Source organism: Pseudomonas sp. Z8(2022), assembly GCF_025837155.1.
In the GTDB taxonomy this organism is placed as follows: Bacteria; Pseudomonadota; Gammaproteobacteria; order Pseudomonadales; family Pseudomonadaceae; genus Aquipseudomonas.
The window spans coordinates 448,878-467,253 of the sequence record NZ_CP107549.1 but is presented as its reverse complement, the minus strand read 5'-3'; the positions used below and the strand labels follow the sequence as shown (position 1 = coordinate 467,253).

Sequence of the window (18,376 nt, the reverse complement as noted above, 5' to 3'; positions counted from 1 at the left end):
TCAGCATGCAGGATGAGCCCATGAACCGCCTCGGCACGCCCTTCTTCCGGGTTGCCTTCGCCATGATCGTCGGCGGCATGAGCACCGCGCTGATCAGCCCGCTCTACCCCATCTACCAGGAGCAATGGCGCCTGCCGGTCAGCCAGATATCGCTGATCTACGTGATCTACATGCTCGGCTCGCTCACCGGTCTGCTGTTGTTCGGCCGGCTCTCCGACCTGCTCGGCTTTCGCCGGGTGATGCGCTACGGGGTGATCCTGATGCTGCTCAGCACCCTGCTGACGCTGCTGGCCTGGGACGTCCCCAGCCTGGCCACGGGCCGCTATCTGGTGGGAATCGCCGCCAGCATGCTGACCATATCGGGCACCGTGGGCCTGATGCAGCTGTCGCCGGCAGAGGCACGGGCGCGGGTGTCGATGCTGACCAGCGTGCTGATCGCCTTCGGTTTCGGCCTCGGCCCGCTGCTCGGCGGCATCGTCGGTCAGTGGCTGCCGCAGCCGATCCTGCTCGCCTATGTACCCAGCCTGCTGCTCGGCGCCCTGGCGCTGGCCGGCCTGCACGGCCTGCCGCCTGCTGCGGACGGCAAGCCGGTCACGCTGCGCCAGTGCCTGCACAACTGCCTGCCGCGCCTGACCCGGCCGGAAGCGGGGAACCGCGGTGTGTTCGTCCTGGCCTGCGGCTTTCCGCTGCTGGCCTTCGGCGTGTTCGGCCTGTACGCCTCGCTGGCGCCGCTGTTTCTCGAGCGCATGGTGAGCTGGCACGGGCCGATCGTCGGTGGTGCGGCGATCACCGCGATCCTCTTCACCTCGGCAGGCCTGCAGGTGCTCTGTTCACGCTTGCAGCTGTTCGTGGCGGGGGCTGCGGGAATGCTGGCCATGGCCAGCAGCAACGGCCTGATGATCTTCAACTTCTCGCAAGGCTCAACGCTGCTGTTCGCCACCGGCGTGCTGCTGACCGCCCTCGGCCACGGACTATCGATGATGACCGGGTCGAAGATCGTCAGCCGCATAGCCCAGCCGCACAACCGCTCCGGGCTGGTGGCCACCTACTGGGTAGCTGGCTATGTCGGCGCCATCGTGCCGATGATGGGCATGGGCTGGATCGCCGATCACTGGGGCATGGCGGTGGCCGTGACCGGCTTCTGCAGCTGCGTGGTGCTGGCCAGCCTGACCCTCGGCGTGCTGGCCGCGCGCCACAGCAACCTGCGGGGCAACTGAAGGTTCGCCATCAGAAATCGATGGCGACATCCCCCTTCGGCACGCTGCAGCACGACAGGATGTAGCCCTCGGCCACGTCCTCGTCGGTAATCCCGCCGTTGTGCTCCATGTCCACTTCGCCTGACGTCTTCATCACCTTGCAGGTGCCGCAGATGCCCATGCCGCAGGCCTTGGGAATGTGCAAACCGAGCTTGGCCGCAGCGGCATGCACGGTTTCGCCGGGCGCCACACGGATGCTCTTGCCGGTGCTGATGAACTCCACCTGATTGAGTTCGGCCACCGGCAACTCCGGCGCATCGGCTGCTTCGGCGGCCAGCTCCTTGACCTCGGCGCGAATCTCCGGCGGCGTCGGGCCGAAGGCTTCTTCGTGATACCGACTCATGTCATAGCCGGACGCCTCGAGCAGGTGCTTGACCGCGCTCATGTACGGCGTCGGACCGCAGCAGAAGATCTCGCGCTCGAGGTAATCCGGCGCGATCAGTTCCAGCATCGGCTTGTTCAGATAGCCGCGATAGCCGGCCCAGGCTTCGCCCAGGCCATGCTTCTCGCAAATCACGTGCAGGCTGAAATTGTTGATGCGCGCGGCCATGTGCTCCAGCTCGCGCTGATAGATGATGTCCTTCGGCGAACGGGCGCTGTGCACGAAGACCATGTCGACATTGGCGTTGGTGTCGTAGAACCAGCGCGCCATCGACATCACCGGGGTGATGCCGACGCCACCGGAGAGATACAGCACCTTGTCGGACGGAAAATCGATGGCGTTGAACAGACCGACCGGGCCGTGCACCGGCACCTCGTCGCCTTCGCTGAGGTTGTCATGCAGCCAGTTCGACACCTTGCCGCCCGGCACCCGCTTGATGGTGATGGAGAAGCTGTAGGGCACCGAAGGCGAACTGGAAATGGTGTAGGAACGCATGATCGGCTGGCCGTCGATCTCCAGCTCCAGGGTGACGAACTGACCCGGCTTGAAGAAGAACAGCACCGGCTGGTCGGCCATGAAACAGAAGGTGCGCACGTCCCAGGTTTCCTGGATCACCTTGACGCAACGCACCAGATGGCGGCCATTGGTCCAGGTCTGGGTGGTAACCGGATTGAGGAAGGCGTTGGTGGTCATGAACAGCTCTCCACACGGCCGGATATCGGCCTATATGTCACCGATTGTGCGAAAGGCCGCCTGCCGTCATTTATCTGCCAGCGACATTCGCATGCTTATCGCGACCTGCCCGATGGCACGGGGCCTGGCGCGTCGGAAACAAATCCGGTCATGTCGCCCATGGATAAGGTTTGCCCGTGCGCCGGATCCACACTCCGCCTCACCAAGCATGTACGCCCCTTGCAGGCGACAGCGATTGATCGACACCTTGCGGCACATACCGTATCAGCCACTTTTCCGGCAGGCGCCACGCCCGCCACTGAGGAGCCAACATGGACTGCACCCAAAATCTGAGCCTGGGCGACCCGCTAGAGCCCGTCCGCAAGGCCACTGCGCAGATGCTGCACGAGCGCGACCACAGCTTCTCGTTGCCGCAGCCCTTCTACAACGACGAACGCCTGTTCCAGGTCGACATGCAGGAGATCTTCCACAAGGAATGGCTGATCGCCGGCATGACCTGCGAGATTCCGACCAAGGGCAACTTCATCACCGTACAGATCGGTAACAACCCGATCATCGTCGTCCGCGGCGCCGAAGGTCAGATCCATGCCTTCCACAACGTCTGCCGTCACCGTGGCTCGCGCCTCTGCGTCAGCGACAAGGGCAAGGTCGCCAAGCTGGTGTGCCCGTACCACCAGTGGACCTACGAACTGGACGGCCGCCTGCTGTTCGCCGGCACCGAAATGGGCGAAGGCTTCAACCTGGCCGATTACAGCCTCAAGCCGGTCAACTGCAAGACCGCCGGCGGCTTCATCTTCATCAGCCTGGCGGACAACCCGCCGGCCATCGACGAGTTCCTTGCGACCCTGGCTCACTACATGGAGCCGTACGACATGGAGAACACCAAGGTCGCGGTGCAAAGCGTCATGCGTGAGCAGGCCAACTGGAAACTGGTGATCGAGAACAACCGCGAGTGCTACCACTGCAACGGTTCGCACCCGGAACTGCTCAACACCCTGCTGGAATGGGACGACGTCACCGACCCGCGCGCCAGCCAGGCGTTCAAGGACCAGGTCGCCGAGTGCACCAGCCGCTGGGAGAAGGACAACATTCCCTACGCCCACGCCAGCTTCGGCTTGCGCAACCGCATCGTGCGCATGCCGCTGCTCAAGGGCACCGTGTCCATGACCATGGACGGCAAGCCGGGCTGCAACAAGCTGATGGGCCGCATCACCGATCCGGATCTGGGCTCGATGCGCATCCTCCACCTGCCGCACTCGTGGAACCACTGCATGGGCGATCACCTGATCAACTTCACCGTGTGGCCGATCAGCGCCCAGGAGTCGGTGGTCATCACCAAGTGGCTGGTACACAAGGACGCGGTCGAAGGCGTCGACTACGACGTGGCACGCCTGCGCGAAGTCTGGGACGCCACCAACGACCAGGATCGCCGTCTGGGCGAGGAAAACCAGCGCGGCATCAACTCCACCGCCTACCAGCCTGGCCCGTACTCCAGGACCTACGAGTTCGGCGTGATCAACTTCCTCGACTGGTACAGCGAGCGCATGCTCAACAACCTCGACGATACCCCGGCGCAGAACCTGCGCCAGGTAGCAGGCGAGTAATGACGCTCAGCCTGCTGGTGCTGATCGGGCTGACGCTCTACGGGGTGTTGGCCTGCAGGCCCAACGCACGCTGAACCCTCAAAACGAACCCCGGCATGCAGAGTGCCGGGGTTCTCGTTTATGGATTCCGATCTTCCGCAACCGACACGTCATCAATAAACCGGTCCGGACACTGCCATTTGCGCGTGACATATCAATCATGCGCGATGAAGGATCATCAGACTTCCACGCGACTGAAAGCCATCCTCATGCCCTAGCTACGTTCTTGAGGCCTACAAGAACAGGACTCCTCTGCCCCTGACTCTCATCGATGATCAGCCCCGATGTAGCCAGCGCCGACATCGCATGGGTAGCACCACCGACGCTACCGAATCAGGCACTACCGTACTCCACCTGAAAAGCGGCCTGGGCTGTCCACCACGAAGCTTAACTTGCTCGGCCCGGTCGAGCCAGCTCAGGGCACGATGTACGCGCAGACGCAGATTTGAATGTTGAGCGCCACGTTCCTGGCGATGGCGCTGCTTGAGCTCCTGATACGACATGCTGCCTCCTTTGACTGATGGCCAAACAATATCAAAGGAAACCCTGCAGGCCGCAGATAATTTCAGCCAAGCGCCAATGGCGACACAATCTGTCGCCCCCCTGCCGCAGAGTATCCCTATTTCGAGCAAGGGAGATCTCGACATGCCAATACCACCCCAGCCACGCACATTCCGTTGCACAGCCTGCAACTGGCAAGGCACCACGATTCCTTTGAGCGATTGCCTCATAATCGGCATCGACTGGCACAGCACCTGCCCCAAGTGTCATAGTGACGCTCTCGACTCGAAACCTGCAACACGCAGCGAAATCATGAAGACGCGTTTGAACGATTTTCTGCAGCGTCTAAATCACTGACCCATCACCATCAGCAGGGGCACCAGTATGCTGAAGAACATCCTCGCCACCATCGGCCTGACAGTCGTCGCCAAGGCCGCCTATGAGCACTACCGCGAGTATCGTGACCTGAAGCGCGAGAAGGAGCAGCGTGAGAGCAACCCGGCATAGCGCGATTACTGAAAGCTGATCGCGCCTGTGATGTCGACAGCTCCCGCATCCGGGCCACTTTTGGCGGTGTAGTAGGTCGCAGGCCTACAACTCTCGTATAGATACCGCGATAGCAAAAAAGCCCCGCCAGATCGCTCTGGCGGGGCTTTTCATTTCAGCCTGGGAAGACTCAGACCTTGGCGCGTTCGAAGCGCTTGCGGTCGTTCTCGTTCAGGTACTTCTTGCGCAGACGGATCGACTTCGGCGTCACTTCAACCAGCTCGTCGTCGGCGATGAATTCCAGCGCCTGCTCGAGGGTGAACTTGATCGGCGGTACCAGGGCGATGACTTCGTCCTTGCCGGAAGCGCGCATGTTGTCGAGCTTCTTGCCCTTGGTCGGGTTGATCACTAGGTCGTTGTCACGGCTGTTGATACCGCACAGCTGGCCTTCGTAGATCTCCTGGCCCGGCTCGAGGAACAGCTTGCCGCGCGCCTGCAGGGTTTCCAGCGAGTAGGTCAGCGCAGTGCCGGTGGCCATGGAGACCAGTACGCCGTTCTGACGGTTGGTGACCTCACCGGCCTTGATCGGGCCGTAGTGGCTGAAGGTCGAGGTCAGGATGCCAGTACCCGAAGTCAGGGTCAGGAAGTTGTTACGGAAGCCGATCAGGCCGCGCGCCGGAACGGTGTATTCCAGGCGGATACGACCCTTACCGTCGGGGATCATGTTGGTCAGATCGCCCTTGCGCAGGCCCATCTGCTCCATCACTGCACCCTGGTGCTGCTCTTCGATGTCGATGGTGACGTTCTCGTACGGTTCCTGCTTCTCGCCGGCCTCGTTCTCGATGATCACCACTTCCGGACGGCCTACGGCCAGCTCGAAGCCTTCGCGACGCATGGTCTCGATCAGTACCGACAGGTGCAGCTCACCACGACCGGAAACCTTGAACTTCTCCGGAGTCTCGCCCGGCTCGACGCGCAGGGCGACGTTGTGCAGCAGCTCCTTGTCCAGACGGTCCTTGATATTGCGGCTGGTGACGAACTTGCCTTCCTTGCCGGCGAACGGCGAGTCGTTGACCTGGAAGGTCATGCTCACGGTCGGCTGGTCGACGGTCAGCGGCGGCAGGGCCTCGACGTTGTTCTGGTCGCACAGGGTGTCGGAGATGTACAGCTCGTCCATACCGGATACGCAGACGATGTCACCGGCAGTGGCTTCCTGCACTTCGACGCGCTGCAGACCGGAGTGGCCCATGATCTTGAGGATACGGCCGTTGCGCTTCTTGCCGTCGGCGCCGATGGCGGTCACCGGGCTGTTGGCCTTGATGGTACCGCGGGCGATGCGGCCGATGCCGATCACGCCGAGGAAGCTGTTGTAGTCCAGCTGGGAAATCTGCATCTGGAACGGGCCGTCGAGGTCGACGACCGGGGCCGGCACGTGGTCGACGATGGCCTGGAACAGGGCGTCCATGTTGTCGTCCATCTTCTCGTGATCCATGCCGGCAATGCCGTTCAGGGCCGAGGCGTAGACGATCGGGAAGTCCAGCTGCTCGTCGGTGGCACCGAGGTTGTCGAACAGGTCGAAGATCTGGTCGATGACCCAGTCAGGACGCGCGCCCGGACGGTCGATCTTGTTGACCACGACGATCGGACGCAGGCCGGCCTTGAACGCCTTCTGGGTCACGAAACGGGTTTGCGGCATCGGGCCGTCCTGGGCGTCGACTACCAGCAGCACGGAGTCGACCATGCTCATCACACGTTCCACTTCACCGCCGAAGTCGGCGTGTCCGGGGGTGTCGACGATGTTGATGTTGTAGTCGCCCCACTTCAGCGCCGTGTTCTTGGCGAGAATGGTAATGCCGCGCTCTTTCTCCTGGTCGTTGGAGTCCATGACGCGCTCGTTTTCCGCCTCTTTGCGGTCGAGGGTGCCGGACAGACGCAGCAGTTTGTCGACGAGGGTGGTTTTGCCATGGTCGACGTGGGCGATGATGGCGATGTTGCGCAGTTTTTCGATCACTGTGTGTATCTCGATCAGAGGATTCGTGTGTCGCCCAGTCTGGACGACGAATAAAGAGGAAAGGCGTCAGTGGACTGAACGGTCGGGAGGGCGATGGCGAATGCTGCCGCCATTCAACCCCGGAGTCCTATGCCGGACGATAAACGCGCACATTGGCATGCCCCTCGCTCAGCAGGTGATGGGCATGCAGGCGACTCATGACGCCTTTGTCGCAATACAGCAGGTACTGGCGGTTCTCATCCAGTTCCTTGAATTTGTTGTTCAGCGCGTAGAACGGCAGTACCTGCACTTCGACCCCTGGCACTTCCAGCGGCGCGTCCTCGGCTGCGTCGGGATGGCGAATGTCGATGACGATCTGCCCGGCCAGTGCCTCACGCACTTCCTCGACCTGCACGTCCTTGCCCAGTTCGTCTATGACGCGGTCGATGGGCAGTTGCGTCGCGCGCTCCAGGGCGCGGTCGAGGATGGCCATGTCGAACTGCGCCTCCTCCTTCTCCACGCGATAACCCCGGGCACGGGTGGTCGGGTTGACCGAAATCACGCCGCAGTACTCGGGCATGTTCTTGGCGAACTCGGCGGTGCCGATCCGCGTCGCGGTGTCGATGATGTCCTGCTTGTGGCTGGCGATCAGCGGACGCATCACCAGCATGTCGGTGGCCGAGTCGATCACTGCGAGGTTGGTCAGGGTCTGGCTCGACACCTGGCTGATCGCCTCGCCGGTGACCAGCGCTTCGATCTCCAGACGTTCGGCGACACGGGTGGCGGCGCGCAGCATCATGCGCTTGAGGATCACACCCATCTGACTGTTGTCGACCTTGGACAGGATCTCGCCGACCACTTCCTCGAACGGCACGCTGACGAACAGCACGCGCTGCGAGCGACCGAATTTCTGCCAGATGTAGTGCGCCACTTCCATCACGCCCAGTTCATGGGCACGACCACCGAGATTGAAGAAGCAGAAGTGGGTGACCAGACCGCGGCGCATCATCTGATAGGCCGCGACAGTGGAGTCGAAGCCGCCGCTCATCAGCACCAGGGTCTGCTCCAGCGACCCCAGCGGGTAGCCGCCGAGCCCCTCATGACGGTTGTGCACCACGAACAGACGCTGGTCGCGAATCTCCATGCGCACTTCGACTTCCGGCTTCTTCAGGTCGATGCCGGCAGCCCCACACTCCTGGCGCAGACGCGAGCCGACATGACGCTCGACATCAATGGAGCTGAACGCGTGCTTGCCGCCACGCTTGCAGCGCACGGCGAAAATCTTGCCCGGCAACTGGTCGGCGTAGTGGCGCTTGCAGTGTTCGGTAATCTCGTCCAGATCACCCAGCGGGTACTCGTTGACCTCGAGGAACAAGCCAATGCCCGGCGTGTTGCGCAGACGTTCGGTCATCTCTTCAAGCAGCCGGGGGTCGTCCAGGTCGGTCTCGACCTCCAGGTTGTCCCAGACACCCGTAACCCGCAGATCGGGGTCAAGATCGCGCAGCACGGAGCGAATGTTCTTCCCCAACTGGCGGATGAACTGCTTGCGCACCGGGCGACTCTTGATGGTGATTTCCGGGAAAACTTTGACGATGAGCTTCATGAATAGGCCGCCCGCTTGGGGGACGAAAAAACAGGGGCGCGGATTATAGCGGAAATTGTTCAAGCTTTGACCAAAAATACTGCATCAAACTTTCGACGCACCAAAAATGGGCATAGTCAAAATCAAGGGCTCCTTAATGGTGCAAATATCACCTCGGAAATTCGCCACAGCCGGCGGAGTGCTTGAGTTTCGGGCACCTTGCCCATTACAGGGCACTGGCATGCAATTTGCTCCCTTGTGAGGCAGGTTGCCCTGAAGGACTATCCCGCCGGGCTTCACCGCATATCAAGGCTTATAACGACAAGAGCCTTTTCCACCTGGAGGACAACATGTCTAAGGCTGTTCAACTGATCAAAGAACACGACGTGAAGTGGGTAGACCTGCGCTTCACCGACACCAAGGGCAAGCAGCACCACGTGACCATGCCGGCCCGTGACGCCCTCGACGAAGATTTCTTCGAGCACGGCAAGATGTTCGACGGCTCGTCCATCCATGGCTGGAAAGGCATCGAAGCCTCCGACATGATCCTGATGCCGGTCGACGAAACTTCCGTGCTGGACCCGTTCACCGAAGAGCCGACTCTGATCATCGTCTGCGACATCATCGAGCCGAGCACCATGCAGGGCTATGATCGCGACCCGCGTTCCATCGCCAAGCGCGCCGAAGAGTTCCTGAAGAGCACCGGCATCGGTGACACCGTATTCGTCGGTCCGGAGCCCGAGTTCTTCATCTTCGACGAAGTGAAGTTCAAGTCCGACATCTCCGGCTCCATGTTCAAGATCTACTCCGAGCAAGGCTCCTGGATGACCGACGGCGACGTCGAAGGCGGCAACAAGGGCCACCGCCCGGCCGTCAAAGGCGGTTACTTCCCGGTTCCGCCGTGCGACCACGACCACGAAATCCGTACTGCCATGTGCAACGCCATGGAAGAAATGGGCCTGGTCGTCGAAGTGCACCACCACGAAGTGGCCACTGCCGGTCAGAACGAAATCGGCGTGAAGTTCAACACTCTGGTGAAGAAGGCCGACGAAGTTCAGACCCTCAAGTACTGCGTGCACAACGTCGCCGACGCCTATGGCAAGACCGCGACTTTCATGCCCAAGCCTCTGTATGGCGACAACGGCAGCGGCATGCACGTGCACATGTCCATCTCCAAGGATGGCAAGAACACCTTCGCAGGCGAAGGCTATGCCGGCCTCTCGGAAACCGCCCTGTACTTCATCGGCGGCATCATCAAGCACGGCAAGGCACTGAACGGCTTCACCAACCCGTCGACCAACTCCTACAAGCGTCTGGTCCCGGGCTTCGAAGCGCCTGTGATGCTGGCCTACTCGGCACGCAACCGCTCCGCCTCCATCCGCATTCCTTACGTGTCGAGCCCGAAAGCCCGCCGCATCGAAGCACGCTTCCCGGATCCGGCTGCCAACCCGTACCTGGCCTTCGCTGCCCTGCTGATGGCCGGTATCGACGGTATCCAGAACAAGATCCACCCGGGCGATGCCGCCGACAAGAACCTGTACGACCTGCCGCCGGAAGAAGGCAAGCTGATCCCGCAGGTTTGCGGCAGCCTGAAAGAAGCCCTGGAAGAGCTGGACAAGGGCCGCGCGTTCCTGACCAAGGGCGGCGTGTTCTCCGACGACTTCATCGATGCCTACATCGAGCTGAAGAGCGAAGAAGAAATCAAGGTCCGTACCTTCGTACACCCGCTGGAATACGACCTGTACTACAGCGTCTAAGCCAGTCTCGCGCCGCCTGATGGCGCGTTCGAAAGCCCCGCCAGGCCCTGCCTGGCGGGGCTTTTTTCATCCTGCTGCCGCCGTGCGCAACGAGAGGCCCCGGCTCTGCCGCAGAAGGTGCGCGCAGCGTCGACAGCTCACGTCGCCCTATGAGATCGGCACCCGCGGCCAGCCGATTTGTAGCCAAACATCACAGCAGCGCTGCCCTGCGCTTGCCAGGAATCGATAGCAGTGCAAGGCTTAGCGCATCATCCGCGGAAGGATTGGCCCATGCGCCCGTTACTCGCCTGCCTGCTGCTTGCCCTGACCCTGCCGGCCAGTGCACAGATCTACAAATACACCGATGCCAACGGCAACACGGTATTCACCAACCAGCCGCCGGATGGCGCGGCTGCTGAAAGCGTGGAACTGCCGCCAACCAATACGGTGGAGATGAAGACACCCAGCATTCCAGCGGCCAGCGACGATACCCAGGCGCAGAACGAAGCGCCCTACGCCGAACTGAGCCTGACCGGCCTTCCGGACGATGAAGCCATGCGCGTGAACAACGGCACCTTCATCGTCGGCGTGAGTATTCAGCCACGCCTGCAACCTGGCCACCGACTGCGCCTGATTCTCGATGGCGAGCCCTACGGCCAGGCCAGCAACGTTCCCAGCCTGCAACTGACCAATATCGACCGTGGCGAACATGCACTGGCCGTGGCCGTGATGGCAGGCGACCGTATCATCCAGCAGAGCGCCACGCAGACCTTCACCGTGCAGCGCATCAGCGTAAACAGCCCGGCGCGCTCTGCGCCACCCAGCCCAGCACCGAAGCCCACCAAGTGAACATGCGTTTTCCGTTACTCCTGCTTCTGCTCGTCGCCCCGGTCGCTCTCGGCCAGGTTTACACCTATATCGACGCCGAAGGTAACCGGGTATTCACCGACAAACCGCGCAGCAGCAACGCCGAACGGGTGATGCTCGCGCCCTCCAACAACGTGGAGCTGAGACAGCCCACCTCCACGGTGCGCATGGCGCCGCCACCTGCGGTCACCAAGCCAACCGTGCATTACCAGGTCCTGCGCATCCTGGTGCCGGAACCGGACGCTTCGATCCACCACGGTTCCGGCGACATGATCGTGACCCTAAACAGCGAACCCGGCCTGCTGCCTGGCCATAGCTACCGTCTGCTGCTCGACGGAGAACCCCAGGGCGAGATCAGCCGCAGCCCGGTGTTCTCCCTGCAGCACATCGACCGCGGCACGCACCAATTAGTGGCAGAAATCATCGACTCTGCCGGTCTGATCGTCGAACGCACACCTGCACAGCCCTTCCACATGCACCGCATGACATTGGCGCAGAAACGCAAGATAAACCCGTGCAAGAAGGACGACTACGGTGTCCGCCTGGAATGCCCACTGAAGGACAAACCCAAGGAAGACGTCAGCATCCTGCCCTTCTTCTGAGACAGATTGCACCTTAATGGTGCAATCTCGCACTCTCCCTCCTAAGCTCTCCCTGTTTTGGGTCGCTCCTCTGTACCCCTTCAAGCCAGCGACTGACTGAAAACCCGCAGATCGCACCAGAAAATGGCCAAAAGCCACCGATAAAGTCGCTTACGACGACCAACAGGACGCTATTGACCAGCGTCGGCGACAAAATATGCGTCTTTTCGGGGCTTTGGTTTGCTTCTTGCATTTTCCTGCCCATCGCCGGAACGCACTGCCTATGACCATCGACGACGCGCTGCACCGACTACTACTGGACAACCTGACCACCGCCACCCTGCTGCTCAACAGCCAGTTATGCCTTGAGTACATGAACCCGGCGGCGGAGATGCTTCTGGCCGTCAGCGGCCAGCGCAGCCATGGCCAGTTCATCAGCGACCTGTTCACCGAATCCCCCGAGGCGCTGTCCTCGCTGCGCCAGGCGGTGGAACAGGCGCACCCGTTCAACAAGCGTGAAGCCGTGCTGACTTCGGCCACCGGCCAGACGCTGACCGTGGACTACGCCGTAACGCCCCTGTTCAGCATGGGCGAAACCCTGCTGCTGCTGGAAGTGCACCCGCGTGATCGCCTGCTGCGCATCACCAAGGAGGAGGCGCAGCTTTCCAAGCAGGAGACTACCAAGCTGCTGGTGCGCGGCCTGGCTCACGAAATCAAGAATCCGCTCGGCGGCATTCGCGGCGCGGCGCAACTGCTCTCGCGCGAGCTGCCCAACGAGGATCTCAAGGACTACACCAACGTCATCATCGAAGAGGCCGACCGCCTGCGTAACCTGGTCGACCGTATGCTTGGCTCGAACAAGTTGCCATCGCTGGCGATGACCAACGTGCATGAAGTGCTCGAGCGCGTCGCCAATCTGATCGAAGCGGAAAGTCAGGGTGGCATCACTCTGGTGCGCGATTACGACCCGAGCATTCCCGACCTGTTGATCGACCGCGAGCAGATGATCCAGGCCGTACTCAACATTGTGCGCAACGCCATGCAGGCGATCGCGGGACAGAAGAACGACATGGGCCTGGGCCGCATCACGCTGCGTACCCGTACCCTGCGCCAGTTCACCATCGGCCATACCCGTCACCGCCTGGTGGTCAAGGTCGAGATCATCGACAACGGCCCCGGCATTCCGCCCGAGCTGCAGGACACCATCTTCTATCCCATGGTCAGCGGGCGTGCCGACGGCACCGGCCTGGGCCTGGCCATCACCCAGAACATCATCAGTCAGCACCAGGGGCTGATCGAGTGCGAGAGCTATCCCGGCCACACCGTATTCTCGATCTTCCTGCCGCTGGAACAAGGAGCACCCTCGCCATGAGCCGCAGTGAAACCGTCTGGATTGTCGATGACGATCGTTCCATCCGCTGGGTCCTGGAAAAGGCCCTGCAGCAGGAAGGCATGACCACTCAGAGTTTCGACAGTGCAGACGGTGTCCTCAGCCGCCTGACCCGCCAGCAGCCGGACGTGATCATCTCCGACATCCGCATGCCCGGTGCCAGCGGTCTCGACCTGCTGGCGCGCATCCGCGAGCTGTATCCGCGCCTGCCGGTGATCATCATGACCGCACACTCCGACCTGGACAGCGCGGTCGCCAGCTACCAGGGCGGCGCCTTCGAATACCTGCCCAAGCCGTTCGACGTCGACGAAGCAGTCTCGCTGGTCAAGCGCGCCTTCCAGCATGCCCAGGAACAACAGAGCCTGGCCGCACCCACTGTGCAGGCCCGCACGCCGGAGATCATCGGCGAAGCGCCGGCGATGCAGGAGGTGTTCCGCGCCATCGGCCGTCTGAGCCACTCCAATATCACCGTGCTGATCAACGGCGAGTCGGGCACCGGCAAGGAGCTGGTGGCGCACGCCCTGCACCGTCACAGCCCGCGCGCGGCGGCACCCTTCATCGCCCTGAACATGGCGGCGATCCCCAAGGATCTGATGGAGTCCGAGCTGTTCGGCCACGAGAAAGGCGCCTTCACCGGCGCCGCCAACCAGCGTCGCGGCCGCTTCGAGCAGGCCGATGGCGGCACCCTGTTTCTCGACGAGATCGGCGATATGCCGGCCGATACCCAGACCCGTCTGCTGCGCGTGCTGGCCGATGGCGAGTTCTACCGTGTCGGTGGCCACACCCCGGTCAAGGTGGACGTGCGCATCATCGCCGCCACCCACCAGAATCTGGAAACCCTGGTACAGGCCGGCAAGTTCCGCGAAGACCTGTTCCACCGCCTCAACGTCATCCGCATCCACATTCCACGTCTGGCCGACCGTCGCGAAGACATTCCGACCCTGGCCAACCACTTCCTCGCCCGCGCGGCGCAGGAACTGGCAGTGGAGCCGAAGCTGCTCAAGAGCGAAACCGAGGATTACCTCAAGCACCTGCCCTGGCCAGGCAACGTGCGCCAGCTGGAGAACACCTGCCGCTGGATCACCGTCATGGCCTCCGGTCGCGAGGTGCATGTCGACGACCTGCCGCCGGAGCTGCTGACCCAGCCGCAGGACGCCGCACCGGTCACCAACTGGGAGCAGGCGTTGCGTCTGTGGGCCGATCAGGCCCTGGCGCGTGGCCAGTCCAATCTGCTCGACAGCGCCGTGCCGGCCTTCGAGCGCATCATGATCGAGACCGCCCTCAAGCACACCGCCGGCCGCCGTCGCGACGCCGCCCTGCTACTGGGCTGGGGCCGCAACACGCTGACGCGCAAGATCAAGGAACTGGGCATGAACGTCGATGGTGGCGATGACGACGACAGCGACGATTGAGCCAGTCAGCCGCAACGAAAAAGGGCATCCCGCAGGATGCCCTTCTTTCTGCCCTCGTTGATCTGAACGCAGCAACTACCTCGCGCAACCGAGGCAGCAGCGGATCAACCGCGCTGGGCGTTCCTGATCGAAATCTGCGTATTCAGCGTCCAGAAGTCATAGAGCACGCCCACCAGAAACAGGCCGCCGGTAAGCAGGTAGATGATCCCGGTGATCCACTTGCCCTGATACATGCGGTGCACACCGAACACGCCGAGGAAGGTCAGCAGGATCCACGCCACGTTGTAATCGATGTCACCGGCGGTGAAGCGCAGGTCTGCCTCGCGATCCATGGACGGGATCAGGAACAGGTCGATGATCCAGCCGATGAACAGCAGACCAAGAGTGAAGAACCAGATCGTGCCGGTTACCGGTTTGCCGTAGTAGAAGCGGTGCGAACCGAGAAAACCGAAGATCCACAGCAGGTAGCCGATCAGCTTGCTGTGCGTATCCTGTCGTTGCATGACGAACTCCTTGTGCGAGATGCAGCTTCAGACGCTGCGTGCCTGGATAAGGTTTCATGAGCGCCGAAAGGGTGCAACACAACAAATGCCTTGATAGCTGCACCGTGCCCATACACTGTATATAAATACAGTATCGATATCGCGTGCCATGCAACTGATCGACAAACTCACCATTCTCGCCGACGCCGCCAAGTACGACGCCTCCTGCGCCAGCAGCGGCGCGCCGAAGCGCAGCTCGAGGGGCAAGGATGGCATCGGCTCGACCAACGGCATGGGCATATGCCACAGCTACACGCCGGACGGGCGCTGCGTAGCCCTGCTGAAGGTTCTGCTGACCAACTTCTGCCTGTACGACTGCCAGTATTGCATCAACCGCCGTTCCAGCGACGTGCCGCGTGCGCGCTTTACCCCCGAGGAAGTGGTGACGCTGACCCTGGATTTCTACAAGCGCAACTGCATCAGCGGGCTGTTCCTCAGCTCCGGCATCATCCGCTCGGCCGACTACACCATGGAACAGCTGATCCGCGTCGCCAGGCTGCTGCGCGAGGAGCATCAGTTTCGCGGCTACATCCATCTGAAGACCATCCCCGATGCCGCCCCGGAGCTGATCGCCGAAGCCGGTCTGTACGCCGACCGCCTCAGCGTCAACATCGAACTGCCCACCGAGACCAGCCTGGTACGCCTGGCTCCGGAAAAGAATGTCGGCAGCATCCACCAGGCGATGCACAGCATCCACCTCGGCGAGCGCGAGGCCAAGGAGGAGCGCCGCGCGCCGCGCTTTGCCCCGGCCGGCCAGAGTACGCAGATGATCATCGGCGCCGACGCCACCGACGACAGCACCATCCTGCATAACGCCCAGAGCCTGTATCAGGACTACCGCCTGCGCCGCGTCTACTACTCGGCCTTCAGCCCCATCCCGCAAAGCCCGAAGAGCGTGCCGTTCGAGGCGCCGCCCCTGCTGCGCGAACACCGCCTGTACCAGGCCGACTTCCTCATGCGCGGCTACGGCTTCAGCGCCGGCGAACTGCTCGCCGGCCCCGGCAACCTGGCCCTGGATATCGACCCCAAGCTGGCCTGGGCGCTGGCCAACCGCGGGCAGTTTCCAGTCGACCTCAACCGCGCCGACGAGTCGCTGATCGCCCGCGTGCCCGGCATCGGCGTGCTCAGCGCACGGCGCCTGGGCGCACTAAGGCGTGAACGGCGCATCCGTTTCGAGGATCTGACGCGCCTGCGCTGCGTGCTGGAGAAGGCCAAGCCGTTCATCGTCACCCAGGACTACCGGCCGCCGCGGGCCGAATACGAGTCCGTGGTGCTGCGCCAGCAGCTGCGCGATACACCGGCACAGATGGCGCTGTGGTGATGCACAGCCTGCGTTTCGACGGCACCTTCGCCACCTGGCGCCAGGCCGCACGCCGCGCCTTGCTGCAGGGGCTTGCGCCCCATCAGTTGCAGTGGCTGGACGAAGAGGCCGCACCCGGCCTGTTCGATGAACCCGCCGAACCCGCGCCTGAACCCAGCGGTCGACTGCGTGTTTCGCCCGAACTGCTCGAGCTGCTGGAAAGCGCCGCGCAATACCGCGGCGAGGAGCGCTGGAGCCTGCTCTACCGCGTGCTCTGGCGCTTCGTGCAGGGCGAGCGCAGCGCCGTCTTGGCTGGCGATGCCGACGGCAGCGAGCTGCAGCGCCGGCTCAAGGCGGTGCGACGCGAGGCGCACCACCTGCATGCTTTCGTGCGCTTTCAACCATGCAAGGATGCCGGCGCGCCGGACTTCGTCGCCTGGTTCGAGCCGGCGCACGACATCCTCGCTTCTGCCAGCGGTCATTTCGCCGAACGCCTGGGCAGGCACAGCTGGCTGATCGCAACGCCGCGCGATGGCGTGTTCTGGGACGGCCAGCACCTGCGGCATGAACGCTGTTGCCCGCCGCAATGGCAGCGTTGGGCACAGCACCCCGACGATGCTGGCCAGGCGCTGTGGCGTGCCTATTACGGTAGCACCTTCAACCCGGCGCGGCTGAACCGCACGGTAATGCAGCAGCACCTGCCGCCGAGGTTCTGGAAGAACCTGCCGGAAGGACCGTTGATTCCACAATTGATGAGCGAAGCGCGCGCCGGCGCGCAGCGTGATGGCCAGGCACGGGTGCTGGCCGGCAGAAAGGGCAAACGCATTGGCGGATAAACCAAGGGGACGCATCGCGTCCCCTTCAGGCATCAGCGGAAACGACGCCCCGGATCTTCCTCGCTGACTTCCAGCGACAGGCCCTGGGCCATGCTGGTGAGGTGATCGCCATCGGTTTCCGAACCGAGCTTGATCATCAGGCGCAGGTCGTTGGCCGAGTCGGCGTAGAGCAGCGCGTCTTCGTAGGTGATCTCGCCCTGGGTGTAGAGGTTGTACAGAGCCTGGTCGAAGGTCTGCATGCCCTGCTCGGTGGAGCGTTTCATCAGGCCCTTGAGCTCGTGCACCTCGCCCTTGCGGATCAGGTCGGCGGCCAACGGGGTGTTGATCAGCACCTCGATCACCGCGCGGCGCCCCTTGCCATCCGGGGTCGGTACCAGTTGCTGGGCGACGATGGCCTTGAGGTTGAGCGACAGGTCCATCCACACCTGATTCTGCCGGTCGGCCGGAAAGAAGTTGATGATGCGGTCCAGCGCTTGGTTGGCGTTGTTGGCGTGCAGGGTGGCCAGGCACAGGTGGCCGGTTTCGGCGAAGGCCACGGCGTGGTCCATGGTCTCGCGGGTACGCACCTCACCGATGAGGATTACGTCCGGCGCCTGACGCAGGGTGTTCTTCAGCGCCACCTCGAACGACTCGGTGTCGATGCCCACTTCCCGCTGGGTGACGATGCAGTTCTGGTGCTGGTGGATGTATTCGATGGGGTCTTCGATGGAGATGATATGACCGCTGCTGTGCTTGTTGCGGTAGCCGATCATCGCCGCCAGCGAGGTCGATTTACCGGTACCGGTGGCACCGACGAACAGCACCAGACCCCGTTTGGTCAACGCCAACTTCTTGAGAATTTCCGGCAGTTTCAGATCATCGATGGTGGGAATGTTGGTCTCGATGCGACGCAGTACCATGCCCACCAGGTTGCGCTGATAGAAGGCGCTGACACGGAAACGGCCGACGCCGCGGGCGCTGATGGCGAAGTTGCATTCGTGCTTTTCGGCAAACTCGCGGCGCTGCGCCTCGTTCATCACACCCAGCACGGTTTCGCGGGTCATCTCCGGCGACATGGCGTTCTTGGTCACGGGCATGATCTTGCCGTTGACCTTCATCGATGGCGGTACGCCAGCGGTGATGAACAGATCGGAGCCGCCTTTTTCGACCATCAGGCGCAGTAGTTTTTCGAATTCCATT

The 18,376-nt window shown here is 62.3% G+C and carries 15 protein-coding genes; 10 read left to right on the top strand and 5 right to left on the bottom strand.

Going from position 1 to position 18,376, the window contains the following annotated elements; genetic code table 11:
* The first annotated feature begins 20 nt into the window (after positions 1–20).
* Positions 21–1,217 carry an MFS transporter gene (locus OEG79_RS02180; RefSeq protein WP_264147254.1) on the top strand — a complete coding sequence of 399 codons (1,197 nt, stop codon included), beginning with the start codon at positions 21–23 and terminating at the stop codon, positions 1,215–1,217.
* Between the two features lie 10 nt (positions 1,218–1,227).
* Here OEG79_RS02180 and gbcB read toward each other — a convergent pair whose 3' ends face one another.
* Entirely contained in the window at positions 1,228–2,331 is a 1,104-nt protein-coding gene (gene gbcB / locus OEG79_RS02175; RefSeq protein ID WP_264147253.1) for a glycine-betaine demethylase subunit GbcB, read from the bottom strand.
* 311 nt (positions 2,332–2,642) lie between these two features.
* Between gbcB and gbcA the strand changes: the two genes are divergently transcribed.
* Together gbcA and OEG79_RS02165 are read left to right on the top strand one after the other, a co-directional pair.
* A complete protein-coding gene (gene gbcA / locus OEG79_RS02170; protein WP_264147252.1) occupies positions 2,643–3,935 on the top strand; it encodes a glycine-betaine demethylase subunit GbcA in 1,293 nt (430 codons plus the stop codon).
* A gap of 924 nt (positions 3,936–4,859) precedes the next feature.
* Positions 4,860–4,982 carry a hypothetical protein gene (locus OEG79_RS02165; protein ID WP_264147251.1) on the top strand — a complete coding sequence of 41 codons (123 nt, stop codon included), beginning with the start codon at positions 4,860–4,862 and terminating at the stop codon, positions 4,980–4,982.
* 169 nt (positions 4,983–5,151) lie between these two features.
* Here the strand turns inward: OEG79_RS02165 and typA are convergent, their stop codons facing one another.
* Together typA and thiI are read right to left on the bottom strand one after the other, a co-directional pair.
* Positions 5,152–6,972 (bottom strand): translational GTPase TypA, encoded by a 1,821-nt coding sequence (typA, locus tag OEG79_RS02160; RefSeq protein WP_264147250.1) that lies wholly within the window; start codon positions 6,970–6,972, stop codon positions 5,152–5,154.
* A gap of 127 nt (positions 6,973–7,099) precedes the next feature.
* Complete coding sequence (gene thiI, locus OEG79_RS02155; protein ID WP_264147249.1) at positions 7,100–8,554, bottom strand: tRNA uracil 4-sulfurtransferase ThiI; 1,455 nt, start codon at positions 8,552–8,554, stop codon at positions 7,100–7,102.
* Between the two features lie 329 nt (positions 8,555–8,883).
* Here thiI and glnA point away from each other — a divergent pair, with 329 nt between their 5' ends.
* From glnA to ntrC, 5 genes are all read left to right on the top strand, one after another.
* Positions 8,884–10,290: a glutamate--ammonia ligase gene (gene glnA, locus OEG79_RS02150; protein ID WP_264147248.1), complete on the top strand. Its 1,407-nt coding sequence runs from the start codon at positions 8,884–8,886 to the stop codon at positions 10,288–10,290.
* Between the two features lie 270 nt (positions 10,291–10,560).
* On the top strand, positions 10,561–11,118 hold the full coding sequence (locus tag OEG79_RS02145; RefSeq protein WP_264147247.1) for a DUF4124 domain-containing protein: 558 nt from the start codon (positions 10,561–10,563) through the stop codon (positions 11,116–11,118).
* Between the two features lie 2 nt (positions 11,119–11,120).
* Entirely contained in the window at positions 11,121–11,738 is a 618-nt protein-coding gene (locus tag OEG79_RS02140; RefSeq protein ID WP_264147246.1) for a DUF4124 domain-containing protein, read from the top strand.
* Between the two features lie 262 nt (positions 11,739–12,000).
* Positions 12,001–13,089 (top strand): nitrogen regulation protein NR(II), encoded by a 1,089-nt coding sequence (gene glnL, locus OEG79_RS02135; protein WP_264147245.1) that lies wholly within the window; start codon positions 12,001–12,003, stop codon positions 13,087–13,089.
* The gene (gene ntrC / locus OEG79_RS02130) at positions 13,086–14,519 is read left to right on the top strand and encodes a nitrogen regulation protein NR(I) (RefSeq protein ID WP_264147244.1); all 1,434 of its coding nucleotides are present in this window, start codon (positions 13,086–13,088) and stop codon (positions 14,517–14,519) included. The genes glnL and ntrC overlap by 4 nt, the downstream gene beginning before the upstream one ends.
* A gap of 104 nt (positions 14,520–14,623) precedes the next feature.
* On the opposite strand, the gene OEG79_RS02125 is transcribed toward ntrC, so the two are convergent.
* Positions 14,624–15,022: an NINE protein gene (locus OEG79_RS02125; RefSeq protein ID WP_264147243.1), complete on the bottom strand. Its 399-nt coding sequence runs from the start codon at positions 15,020–15,022 to the stop codon at positions 14,624–14,626.
* Positions 15,023–15,170: 148 nt separating this feature from the next.
* Between OEG79_RS02125 and OEG79_RS02120 the strand changes: the two genes are divergently transcribed.
* Together OEG79_RS02120 and OEG79_RS02115 are read left to right on the top strand one after the other, a co-directional pair.
* The gene (locus tag OEG79_RS02120) at positions 15,171–16,382 is read left to right on the top strand and encodes a putative DNA modification/repair radical SAM protein (RefSeq protein ID WP_264147242.1); all 1,212 of its coding nucleotides are present in this window, start codon (positions 15,171–15,173) and stop codon (positions 16,380–16,382) included.
* Complete coding sequence (locus OEG79_RS02115) at positions 16,382–17,197, top strand: TIGR03915 family putative DNA repair protein (protein WP_264147241.1); 816 nt, start codon at positions 16,382–16,384, stop codon at positions 17,195–17,197. Before OEG79_RS02120 ends, OEG79_RS02115 begins: the two co-directional genes overlap by 1 nt.
* Before the next feature lie 32 nt (positions 17,198–17,229).
* Here OEG79_RS02115 and OEG79_RS02110 read toward each other — a convergent pair whose 3' ends face one another.
* Positions 17,230–18,375 carry a PilT/PilU family type 4a pilus ATPase gene (locus tag OEG79_RS02110; protein WP_264147240.1) on the bottom strand — a complete coding sequence of 382 codons (1,146 nt, stop codon included), beginning with the start codon at positions 18,373–18,375 and terminating at the stop codon, positions 17,230–17,232.
* Between the last annotated feature and the right edge of the window lies 1 nt (position 18,376).